The 11,309-nt window shown below is 70.0% G+C and carries 11 protein-coding genes and 1 pseudogene; 2 read left to right on the top strand and 10 right to left on the bottom strand.

The window, feature by feature from the left end; all coding sequences use genetic code 11:
• Positions 1-954: pseudogene (locus QK444_RS23060) on the top strand (type VII secretion protein EccE); the annotation flags it as partial.
• A gap of 3 nt (positions 955-957) precedes the next feature.
• On the opposite strand, the gene QK444_RS23055 reads toward QK444_RS23060, so the two are convergent.
• The 3 genes from QK444_RS23055 to QK444_RS23045 form a co-directional block, all read right to left on the bottom strand.
• Positions 958-1,518, bottom strand: coding sequence for an NAD(P)H-dependent oxidoreductase (locus QK444_RS23055; protein ID WP_282783574.1), 561 nt, complete (start codon positions 1,516-1,518; stop codon positions 958-960).
• 77 nt (positions 1,519-1,595) lie between these two features.
• The gene (locus tag QK444_RS23050; RefSeq protein ID WP_282783573.1) at positions 1,596-2,699 is read right to left on the bottom strand and encodes an NAD-dependent epimerase/dehydratase family protein; all 1,104 of its coding nucleotides are present in this window, start codon (positions 2,697-2,699) and stop codon (positions 1,596-1,598) included.
• Positions 2,700-2,778: 79 nt separating this feature from the next.
• A complete protein-coding gene (locus tag QK444_RS23045) occupies positions 2,779-3,594 on the bottom strand; it encodes an S-methyl-5'-thioadenosine phosphorylase (protein ID WP_029923729.1) in 816 nt (271 codons plus the stop codon).
• Between the two features lie 117 nt (positions 3,595-3,711).
• Between QK444_RS23045 and QK444_RS23040 the strand changes: the two genes are divergently transcribed.
• On the top strand, positions 3,712-4,053 hold the full coding sequence (locus QK444_RS23040; RefSeq protein ID WP_051036898.1) for a metal-sensitive transcriptional regulator: 342 nt from the start codon (positions 3,712-3,714) through the stop codon (positions 4,051-4,053).
• Positions 4,054-4,075: 22 nt separating this feature from the next.
• Here the strand turns inward: QK444_RS23040 and QK444_RS23035 are convergent, their stop codons facing one another.
• The 7 genes from QK444_RS23035 to truA all read right to left on the bottom strand — a co-directional run bounded on the left by QK444_RS23035 (position 4,076) and on the right by truA (position 11,047).
• Positions 4,076-5,029 (bottom strand): nitrilase-related carbon-nitrogen hydrolase, encoded by a 954-nt coding sequence (locus QK444_RS23035; RefSeq protein ID WP_282783572.1) that lies wholly within the window; start codon positions 5,027-5,029, stop codon positions 4,076-4,078.
• 90 nt (positions 5,030-5,119) lie between these two features.
• Positions 5,120-6,115 (bottom strand): helix-turn-helix domain-containing protein, encoded by a 996-nt coding sequence (locus QK444_RS23030; protein ID WP_282783571.1) that lies wholly within the window; start codon positions 6,113-6,115, stop codon positions 5,120-5,122.
• 89 nt (positions 6,116-6,204) lie between these two features.
• Entirely contained in the window at positions 6,205-7,032 is an 828-nt protein-coding gene (locus tag QK444_RS23025; protein WP_282783570.1) for an LLM class F420-dependent oxidoreductase, read from the bottom strand.
• Positions 7,033-7,082: 50 nt separating this feature from the next.
• Positions 7,083-7,937 carry a nitrilase-related carbon-nitrogen hydrolase gene (locus QK444_RS23020; RefSeq protein ID WP_282783569.1) on the bottom strand — a complete coding sequence of 285 codons (855 nt, stop codon included), beginning with the start codon at positions 7,935-7,937 and terminating at the stop codon, positions 7,083-7,085.
• 110 nt (positions 7,938-8,047) lie between these two features.
• A complete protein-coding gene (locus tag QK444_RS23015; RefSeq protein ID WP_282783568.1) occupies positions 8,048-9,019 on the bottom strand; it encodes an AraC family transcriptional regulator in 972 nt (323 codons plus the stop codon).
• Positions 9,020-9,133: 114 nt separating this feature from the next.
• Complete coding sequence (locus tag QK444_RS23010; protein WP_282783567.1) at positions 9,134-10,096, bottom strand: AraC family transcriptional regulator; 963 nt, start codon at positions 10,094-10,096, stop codon at positions 9,134-9,136.
• Positions 10,097-10,201: 105 nt separating this feature from the next.
• A complete protein-coding gene (truA, locus tag QK444_RS23005) occupies positions 10,202-11,047 on the bottom strand; it encodes a tRNA pseudouridine(38-40) synthase TruA (RefSeq protein WP_282783576.1) in 846 nt (281 codons plus the stop codon).
• Between the last annotated feature and the right edge of the window lie 262 nt (positions 11,048-11,309).

Raw genomic sequence — 11,309 nt, 5'->3', positions numbered from 1 at the left:
GACTGCACGGCGCGCATTCTCACCGCTCCCGAGATCCGGCAGGCGGCGGTGCAGGTGACCGGCGGCCTGGATCCGCGCGAACTCACCCAGCAGTGGCGGGGGGCCGAGGTCGGCAACGGCGTGAACATCGGTGCGGCGGTGGATCCCCGGCGGCTCGGCACCGACGTGCTCGACAGCCTCTGGGTGCCGCCGACCCGAGGCACCACCGTGGTGGTGCGGCTGCGGCCGGGGCGGTCGGCGCACACCGTGCGGGTCGGGGCGGCGTGGCGGTTGACCATGCGTGAGCTGCCCGAGAAACCCCTACAGCCGCACATGATCTCGATGAACGGACGCCACCGCGACGGACTGCTCGCCCACCTGCCGCTGGCCGTGCCCGGAGCGGACGCCGCGGTGCCGACCGACGAATTCCCCGTCGCCGATCTCGACGCGTTGCGGCTGCCGTCCGCGGGCTGCGGGCAACTGCTCGGATCCGACGCCGAGGGCCGCGGCGTCGCCATCCGCCTGGTCGGACAGGGGATTTCCCGCGTGTACGTGGCGGGCGAGCTCTATCTCGCCCAGCAGCTGATATTCCGGGCGCTGGCGATCGGGGAACGGGTGCTGATCCGCACCGACCGACCGCACTCCTGGGAGCACCTCGTCACCACCATCGGCAATCCGGAGCGGCTCACCATCGCCACCGAAACCCATCAACCCGACACCGATTTCACCGCCACCGTCGTCGACGGCGTGCTCGCGCCCGCACCGCACGCGGGCATCACCACCGTCTACCTCACCGGCGACCCGCTCGGCTGGCCGGACACCAGGCCCGAGCTGTCCCTCCACCAGCCCGGAGCCGTCGGCAACCGAATCACCTTGCGCACCGGCACCACTCGGGAGGAACTGACCCTGGTGTCCATCCCGAGCGAGACCACCTATATCGGCCGACCGCGCGGGGCACACGCCCAGACCCGGTGAGGCTCAACCGGGATACGGCTCCGACGCCCGCGCCGCCCGCAGGTGCCGACCCCACCAGTCGAGCTGGCGCAGCAGCCGCCCGGCGGCGTCGACGGCGGCACCGTCGGCGGTCTCGCCCGCCGCGTCGAATCTGCGCTTGGCCTCGTGGAAACTCACGGTCTCGCGAATCGACACCATGTGGATCTCGGCCACCACCTGCCGCAACTGCTCCACCGCACGCAGGCCGCCCGACAGTCCGCCATAACTGACGAAGCCGATCGGCTTGCCCCGCCACTCCCGTTTGGCCGAATCCAGCGCCGTCTTCAACGACGCCGGATACCCGTGGTTGTACTCCGACGTCACCGCCACGAAAGCGTCCGCTGCCGCCACCCGCTCCCGGTACGCCACCACCTCCGGCGTCTCGCTCAGATCCACCGGCAGCGGCGTATCGAGCAGATCCACCACTCCGACATCGAATCGCCCGTCTCCCCGGGCCGCCCGCAGAAACCAGTCCGCCACCACCGGCGCGAACCGCCCCGGCCGCGTACTGGCCACGATCACCTCGAGCCGCACCGGATCATCCATGCGCGCAGCCTAACCCCGCACGGAAACCGGTGGCGCACCGCACGCTGACCGGGTGTCACCATCGCCGCGGCGGGCGGTCAGGGTTGGGTGCCGGTGGCGTAGGCGGCGAGGCCCTGGGCGGGTGAGATGCGCGGGGTGAAATCGAGGGCGCGGCGGGCACGTTCGGGGTTGGCGACCAGGTGCCGGATATCGGTGGCGCGGTACCGGCCGGTGACGACGGGTTCGGGGCCGCCCAGGGCCTTGGCCAGCAGGGAGGCGACCTGCCAGACGGTGACCGGTCGGCCCGAGGCGATATTCAGCGGCACGAAGCCGGGCAGGTGCTGGCGGACGGCCGCCACCGTGGCGGCGGCGACATCGCGCACGTGCACGAAATCCCGGGTCTGGCCGCCGTCCTCGAAGATGTGCGGGGCGCGTCCGGCCGCGAGTTCGGCACGGAAGCGTGCCACCACACCGGCTTCCGCCGTCCGCACCGGACACACCGGGTCGCCGTAGACGTGGTGGTATCGCAGCACCGTGGCCGACACCCCCGGCTGCGCCGCCCATGCCAGCGCGTAGTTCTCCTGCGCGACTTTGCTTGCCGCATAGGCGCTTCGGGGCCGCACCGGCGCATCCTCACCCACCGGCTCCCAGGTCAGCAGATCTCCCGTACGCGGGGCCCGGTGATCGAACATTCCCCGATCCAGATCGCGCCGCCGCCGCATGCCCGGATGGAACACCCCACCCCGCATCCCGCGATACCGCCCCTCCCCGTAGACCGCCACCGACGAGGCCAGCACCAGCCGCCGCACCCCGGCCCGCTCCATGGCCGTCAGCAGTGCCGCGGTCGCGGCGTCATTGTGCGCCACGAACACCGACGCGCCCCGCATGAGATCCACGCCGGGCATCCGGTTCGAGTCCACCGCCTCCGCGTCGACCGCGCCCGGCCCGGCGCCCGCCAGATGGCACACCACGTCGACACCGGGCAGCAACTCCGCCAGGGCGTCGGCATCGCGCACATCGACCATCGAAACCCCCTGCGGCGGTTCGGCATCCGCCCCGTGCACGTCCTCCCACATGCTGTCCACCGCGACCACCTCGTGCCCGGCCGCAGTCAGCGCCCGCCGCACATGCCCCCCGATGAACCCGGCCACCCCGGTCACCAGCACCCGCGACCGTTCCCCCGGCCCACCACCCACGCTCATGCCCCCAGCGTAAGCGAGCGGCGACACCCCGGGACCGGCCGAACGCGCCTGCCCGAGGTCGCGCCGCGCATCCGGCCGGTTACGGCAGTTCGAACGGCAGTTTCACGCCCGTACCCGCGTGCACGCGGCAGTGGTCGCAGGTGTCGTCGCGGTCGACGGCGGCGACGGCGCGGCGCACCAGGGTTTTGAACGGGACCAGGTTGCGTTCGAACTCGGCGAACACGGCCGCGGCGGAGACGCCCTCGCCGGACTCCAGCCCGGCGTCCAGGTCGGTGACCAGAGCGATTGCGCTGTAGCACATTTCGAGTTCGCGGGCGAGGACGGCCTCGGGATGCCCGGTCATGTTCACCAGTTCCCAGCCCTGTCCGGCGAACCAGCGGCTCTCGGCGCGGGTGGAGAAGCGCGGCCCCTGCACGACCACCATGGTGCCGTGGTCCTTCATGGGGAGTTCGGTGACGGCGGCCGAGACGGCGGCCGCGCGCAGTTCGGCGCAGTACGGATCGGCGAAGGCGACGTGCACCCCGCCCGCGTCGAAGAAGGTCTGGTCGCGGCCGGAGGTGCGGTCCACCAGCTGGTCGGGTACGGCGACGGTGCCCGGCCCCCAGTCGGCGCGCAGGCTGCCCACCGCGCACGGACCGAAGATCCGCCGCACGCCGAGCGAGCGCAGCGCCCACATATTGGCGCGGTAGGGCACCGTGTGCGGCGAGTACTCGTGCTTGCGGCCGTGCCGGGGCAGGAAGGCCACCGACCGCCCCTCCACCGTGCCGATGGTGATCGGGGCGCTCGGCGCGCCGTAGGGCGTCTCGGCCTCGACCGTGGTCGCGTCGTCACCGAAGAAGTCGTAGAACCCGCTGCCGCCGATAATGGCCAGCGTGGCCCGAGGATCCGCACTCATGCCCCGATTCTTGCGTATCCGTGCATGGGTGTCGGTGTCAGGTGGTGACGGCCCGCGCGCACGTGTACCCTAGGGGGGTATTAGCGGGCGAGGGCCGACACGGCCGGGAGTGAGGGTATGCCGGTGACCGACGAGAACACCACTGTCGAGGCGGCCGAGTCGTGCCACGATCACGCCACGCACGGCTACATCACCGCCAAGGACGACTACCTCAAGCGCCTGCGCCGTATCGAAGGCCAGGCCCGCGGCCTGCAGCGCATGGTCGAGGAGGAGAAGTACTGCATCGACATCCTCACCCAGGTCTCGGCCATGACCAAGGCCCTCCAGGCCGTCGCCATGGGCCTGCTCGAGGATCACATCAGCCACTGCGTGGTGGACGCCGCCGTCGCGGGCGGACCGGAAGCCGAGGCCAAGATCAAGGAAGCCACCGACGCCATCGCCCGCCTGGTACGCAGCTGAGCCCGGATACGCGGCCGCGGTATCAAGCGCTTTCGCGCCCCACTAGACGGATCCGCTCGGCGCCCGGCGCGGCCGCCGTATCGCGGGAGCCACGGCGGCGCGTGGCGGCCGGGGCGTCGGGTGCGACCACCGGCGGTGCGCCGAGCAGATCGCGCAGCGGCGGATCGACCCGGCCGACGCCGAGATTCAGATCGGCGTAGAGGAAACCCTCCTCGTCCTCGGCGAGGGGAGTGGCCAATTCGGCTCCGTCCGAGCCGAAGATGCGCGCGTAGCCCCCGCCGCGCGCCAGTCGCGCGTTCACCCCGGGCACCGACAGTCCGGCCGACCCCACCACCGCGCACGGGGCCAGCACGAATGCGCCGCCCTCGATCGCGTACAACCGGCTCGCCGTGGTGGGCGCGCCGATTCCGGCGGTATCCCCGGCGGTGAGGAATCCGGGCCAGGCCGCGACGTGGATCTGCTGTCCGTCGGCGCGCATGGCGCGGGTGAACAGCGGCCGCGAATTCTCCTGCCCGGACAGTGCGCCCAAGCGTCCGATGCGGCTGCGGTGCACCGTCGGCAGGCCCGGCGTGCCCGCGCTGAACACGCGCCGCTCCTGGCTGTTCAGTCCCGGTTTGCGGCGCAGCGACAGCACCGTCCCGGCGTCGTCGATGACGGCCTGCGTCATGAATACGCGGCGATCACACCGCTCCACGAATCCGAACACCACGTGTATTCGATACTCCCGGGCCGCATCGAGCACCGCACGCATTTCCGCGCCGTCGCGGGTCATGGCATTGGAGCGGTAGTGCGCAACGGATTCCGCCGCACCGCGCCCATCCGGCGATACCCACCACGGATAGCCGGGTACGAAAGCCTCGGGGAATGCGATCAGTTCCGCACCAGCCGCAGCGGCAGCGCCCATCAATTCGACAATATGTTCGATTCCGGCGCGCAGTTGCCATTTCGGCTCTGCTTGAACGACAGCGACCCGCACTTTCTCTCCCTCGGCAACTCCCGCGTAAACCCCTTCGTCTTCGCATTCTTTGCAGGAACGGGTTGCCGCACAATGCCTATCCGTGCCTGGTTACCGACCGTCCGTGCCAGTGCGGCCGCCCACCACCCTGAATGAGGCCGGGGTCGTTCCCTTTTCGACTCGGAAGGCCCGATAGAAATGCCGTTCGGTGAGGAATCCCGATGCGGCGGCGACAACCGCTATGGGCAGCATAGAGTCTCGGGTGAGCATTTCGCAGGCGTGTTCCACCCGCATTCGCCGCAATACCGCGGCCGGACCCTCCTCGAAATCGTCGAACACGCGGTACAGGGTGCGACGCGACATCGCGCAGCCGTCGGCTATTCGATCGACGGTGAGCTCGGGATCGGTGCAGCGGGCGCGCATGAAGTCGAGTACCCGCTGACGCGCGAAGGCGTCCGCGGACTGCTCGGACTCCGCCCCTCCGGCCGCCAGGGTGACCGCGGAGGCGAGCAGATCCATTCCCGGCGCCATGAGCAACCGCGCCTGATCCGGTTCCCGTCCCTGCAGTTCGGCCAGATCCCGGAAGTACCGCGCCACCACCCCGGCGGGACTGTCGTGCGATACGGCGGTGGCGGTCGGCAATTCGTCGTCGACGAGTCCGGTGAGTTCCCGTATTCGCGCCAGCGGCACCCGCACGACCGCCATTTCCCATTCCTCGGGAATCACCCAGTGATAGGGCCGGGTGGTGTTGTAGAACACCAGCGAGCCGGGCCCCACCTCGGCGACCCGGCCGTCCTGATACAACCGTCCGTGCCCACCGAGCTGAACGGTCGCGATCAGGTACTCGTCGCTCGACCGCGCGATCAGACCATTCGTGCGCCGCGCCTCCTGCGGCGTCGATCCGACGGTGGACAAGTCCACGTCGTCGTAGTGGCCCAGTTCGATCCGTCCGTGAAAACTCCGGGACGGCAGCGGTGCGGACGCCAGCGGCACATAGCTGTCCCCGAGCAGCGCCTCCCACTGCTCGAATACCTCCGCCGCCGACTCGTCGGCACCGGATCGCAGCTCGATTCGTTCGAGCGCCGACCGATTCAATTCCGCACTCACCTTGCACCCGGTGTACGTCGATGATTGCGTTGCAGTCTGTCAGATTCCCGGCGCCGATCCCAATGACCGCGCTTACAGGCGGCTTCCGTTCACGACGACTCGTGCAGAAGTGGCGCGAGCGTGCGCAGCGTCGACAACGAATCATCGTCGAGCACCTGCAGCACTACGTGGTCGGCGCCGGCGTCGATGTGGTGGACCAGCTGCTCCACAACGGATTTCGCGCTTCCGTGCGCTACCAGGGCATCCAGTAGCCGATCGCTGCCCGGTTTCACCAGATCGGCGTCCTCGAATCCCAACCGCCGCAGATTGCTCGTGTAATTCCGGAGGTCGAGATAGAACTCCACCCGCGGTATCGCCTGCGCCCGGGCGCGCACCGGATCGGTATCCAGCACCACCTTGTGCTCCACGGCCAGCAGTGCGTCCGGCCCGAGAATCTCGCGCGCACCGCGAGTGTGTTCGGGGGTGACCAGATACGGCAGCGCGCCGGCGGTGCGGTCACCGGCGAGTCGCAGCACTCGCGGGCCGAGCGCGGCCAAGGCGCGACGTTCCTTCGGCACCCCCGCGCGGTCCAACTCGTCGAGGTATTCGACGAGCACCTCGTAGGGCTTGCGGTATTCGCCGGTCATCTCCGGATGGCCCGCACCGATGCCGAGCAGGAATCGTCCCGGATAGCGGGCGTCCAGGCGATGGAAGGACTCGGCCACCTCCTTGGCCGGGGCCGACCAGACATTCACGATGCTGGTGGCCACGCTGATGGTCTCGGTGGCGGCGAGCAGCTCCGCCACGCCCGGCAGCTCGGCCGGCGGCGATCCGCCCAGCCACAGCGTCCCGTAGCCGAGCCGCTCCAGCTCCCGGGCCTCTTCCGGGGTGAATCCCCCGTGGGCACGCCAGACACCGAATCTTCCGAGTTCCGTCATACCGAGAGCGAACTCGATCGTGCACTCGGCTATTCCACCACCGTCGCCGTTCAGGCCGCGTGCACCGCGCTGAGATCGAGCTCGACGTCGGCGAAGAGAATGCCCTCGGCCCCGCCCGCCAGCGGTGCGGCCAGTTCCCGCCCGCCGGGTGCGTAGATCCGGGTGTGCCCGCCCGGTCCGCGCACCAGTCGCTTGCCCGCGTCCGGCCCGCGGCGCTGTTCACTGCCCGCGACATCCATGACGGCGCACGGCGCGATCACGAACATGCCGCCCACCACCGCGTACCAGAGCGTGGCGGCGGTGTTCACCCGCACGCCCCAGCCCACCTCCTTGGCGACGATGAACCCCGGCCAGGACACCACGTGCAGCTGCGCCCCGGCACGCTCGAGATCCTGCCGGGCGGGCAGTCGCAGCTGCTCGGACCCGCCGTGCATGCCGATCCGCCCGATGGCGGAGCGGAATACGTAGGGCTGCACCCGATCTCCGGGCGTGAAGATCTTCGCCTCCAGTTCCGTCGGCTCCGGTTTGCGCCGCAATCCGACGAGATTCCCGCGATCGTCGATCAAACCCTGCGACAGGTACAGGTCGTTGCCGGATCGTTCGCTGAATCCCACCACCACGTGAATCCGATTCCGCCGCGCCGCATCGGTGATGCGGCGGAATTCGGCACGGCCCACGATCATCGAATTGGTCCGGTAGCGGGCGAAGAACCCGGGTCCGCCACCGACCGAGTCCAACCACAGCCACCACGGATATCCGGGCAGGAACGCCTCGGGGAAGGCGACCAATCGTGCTCCGCCGGCGGCCGCCTCCGTGATCAGTTCCACGGTCTGCTCCACGCCGGCGCGCAGGTCCAACCAGCGCGGCTCGGCTTGCACCGCCGCGACTCGCACTTTCGAAAGCACCTCGCCTCCCCTCGACACTCACCGTTGATTGACGGTGCAATCACCCTTCGCCAGGTGAGTGCCGGGGCACACCGACATCTCGTGCCGTGCTACCGACCGTGCGTGCCTGGTTAGCCGTCGGGGCCGAGACCGGTGCGGAATTCGCCCGGCGTCATCCCGGTCTCGTCGCGGAAGGCGCGGTAGAAGTGCCGCTCGGTGCCGAAACCGGAGGCGAAGGCGATGGCCGACAGCGGCCGGGAGGGATCGGCGCGCAACAGTTTGCGGGCGTGCTCGATGCGCATGCGCCGCACCAGCGCGGCGGGTCCGCCGAACCCGGCGCAGACGCGATAGAGCGTGCGCCGCGAAACCAGGCAGGCGTGCGCGACCTCGTCCATGGTGAGGTCCGGGTCGGTGAACCGGCGGCGTAGGTAGGTCAGCACCTGCCGCCGGGTGAAGATCGAGTCGGTGGGCGCGGCGGTATTGCCCCCCGTGGCCAGCAGCACCGCCGAGGCGAGCATCTCCACGCACTGGGTGCCGAGTACGTTTGCCGCTCGGTCGCTTTCACCGGGCGGCAGTTCGGCCAGCCCGCGGAAGAATCCGGTCACCACGCCGAGTGCGCCGTCGGTGGGCATGGCCGTGGCAATCGGCAGTTCGTCGCGGGTCAGGCCGGAGTGTTCGAGCAGTTGGTCCATCGGGGCGCGCACGATCACCGACAGCGCGTTGTCGGTGGTGAGGCTGACCAGCGGCCGCCCGCTGTCGAAGAAGGCGATGGATCCGGTGTCGGTCTGGGCGCGCCGCCCCTGCTGCTCGGTCCAGTTGACCCCGTCGACGACGAAGTTGGCGAGGAAGAACTCGTCGGTGGACTGATCCACCTGTTTACGCGATCGGATCACCCGCTGCGCGCTGGCGCGCATCAGGGTCACGCTGGAGCGCTCGAACTGGGTGCAGGTCAGCTGGCCGTGCCAGTGCCCCTGTGCCAGCGGCGCGACGGTCGCCGGCACCACGGTGTCGGCGACGATGGCCTCCCATTGTTCGAAGGCTTGGCGCGGCGAAACATCCGAGGTCGATATGACCTCGGCGGTGGCGGCAATCGGTCGGCCCACACCGCTATCTTCCCACCGAGTGGGCCGGAACTCCCAGCATTCCGATCGACGCTATGAGTTCGCTCGCTTCACATTCGCAGATAAGCGAATTCGATCGGACAAATCGGGCGCACATCAGGCGAGGTCGGACACCCGGAACGCCGCCGGGGTGACCCCCTTCTCCAGCCGGAAGGCCCGGTAGAAGTGCCGCTCGGTGAGAAAACCGGACGCCCGCGCCACCGCCGCGATGGGCAATGCCGATTTCGTCAGCAGCTCGCACGCGTAGTCCACCCGCATCCGCCGCAGCACCGCCGCCGGGCCGCCCTCGATCTCGTCGAAGACCCGATACAGGGTACGTCGGGACATCAGGCAGCCCTGGGCGATCCGATCGACGGTGAGGCCCGGATCGGTGCGGTGGGCGCGCATGTAGTCCAGCACCCGCTCGCGGGCGAAGGCGTCCGGAGTGGACCGCTCACTACCCGCGGCCAGGGTCACCGCGGAGACCAGCATGTCCATGGCCGGAGCCGCCAGTGCCGCCGCCTGGTCCGGATCGGTGCGCTGAATTCCGGCCAGGCCCTGGAAATAGCGGGCCACCACGCCGGCCGCGGAGTTGCCGGGCAGCGCCACCACGGTCGGCACCTCGTCCAGGGTGATCCCGCTGTGCTCACGCAATCGGCTCAGCGGGACCTGTACGACCGCCTTCTCCCACCGGCCCTCGATCTCCCAGTGGTACCGCTCCCCGCTGCCGTAGAGCACCATCATGCCGGGACGCAGAGCGGCGACCCGGTCACCCTGATGCAACCGCCCCTGGCCCCGGACGAAGATCCCGGCCAGCAGATACTCCTCCTCGGCATCGGCGACCGCCCGCGCGGTGCGCCGCACCCGCTGCGGCGTCGACCCCACCGCCGACAGCTCCACGCCGCCGTAACTGCCGTGGCTGATCCATCCGTGGAAGTGATGCGGCGCGGTGGGCGATACGGCCAGCGGGAAGTACGTCTCACTCATATGCGCTTCCCAGCGCTGAAACGCCTCATCCGACGAGACCTCGGCTCCGGAGCGGATCTCGACCTCGCGGATATCCGGCACCCAGCCGGTCACCGGCTGCCGCTCCCTCCGGCGGCGGTCACTCCGATCACGGTGATGGCGGCATGGCAGGTCGACACGACTACTCCTCATCTCCCGAACGGACAGCTGTGCGAATACTCAACTGCCGCAGCAGCCCTCAGCGCCGGGCACGGTGCGCACCTCTCGCGTCCGGGCATTGCGGGCGGCCAGTTCGGCGGCGGGCGGATAGTCGACGGCGACCAGACTCAGGCCGTGCGCCGGGGCCACGGTCACCGCGCTGGAACGTTCCCGTTCGCGCAGCAGGCCCGCCACCCACTCCGGCGTACGCCGCCCCTCGCCGACCGCCAGGACCGCGCCCACCAGGCTGCGGACCATGGACCAGCAGAACGCGTCGGCGCTCACGTGGGCGGTGAGCAGATCGCCGGCGCGCTCCCAGTCGAACCGCTGGAGTTCACGTACCGTGGTGGCACCTTCGCGGCGGCGGCAGAAAGCGGCGAAATCATGCAGCCCCAACAGTTCTCGCGACGCGGCGCGCATGGCGTCCAGATCGACGTCGGAGCGGCACGCGACCACGCTGCGCGCCTGCAACGGCTCCGCGCCGTAGGGCGCGGTGGTGAGGCGGTAGGCGTAGTGCCGGCGAACGGCGGAGAAGCGGGCGTCGAATTCCGCGGGCGGGAAACTCACCGCCTTGACCCGCACGTCCTTCGGCAGGAACCGCGCCAGCCGGTGCACCAGCCGCGGCCCGTCCACCTCGGCGCGGGTGTCGAAATGCGCGACCTGCCCCTCGGCGTGCACCCCCGCGTCGGTGCGCCCGGCCACGGTCAGCTGCACGGGCTCGCGCAGCACCTTGCTCAGCGACTCCTCGAGCACACCCTGCACGGTGCGCAACCCGGGCTGGCGGGCCCAGCCGATGAAGTCGGTCCCGTCATAGCCGATATCCAGCCGCACCCGCACCGCACCCGGCTCCGAGCCCGAATCCTCCACCGCCACAGCCACCTCCTGGTTGACACGAGTCGAGCCCGCCGCCCCCGAAGGGACGACGGGCTCGACATGAGTCCGACTATCGGGGCACCGGGGCGTACCCCGGCTCCCAGGGGCGCGGGGGCGGAGCCTCAGATCCCCGCCACGCACCCGGCTCATATGGGGGTGCGGGCGAAGCCTCAGATCCCCGCCACGCACCCGGCTCATACGGGGGCGCGGGGGGGCCGACCCCCCCCCCCCAACGAACCAAGAAGAACGGGACCGT

This window comes from Nocardia sp. CC201C, from assembly GCF_030010695.1.
In the GTDB taxonomy this organism is placed as follows: domain Bacteria; phylum Actinomycetota; class Actinomycetes; order Mycobacteriales; family Mycobacteriaceae; genus Nocardia; species Nocardia otitidiscaviarum.
The sequence above is the reverse complement of the archived record's forward strand: the minus strand, read 5'-3'. Positions and strand labels throughout refer to the sequence as shown.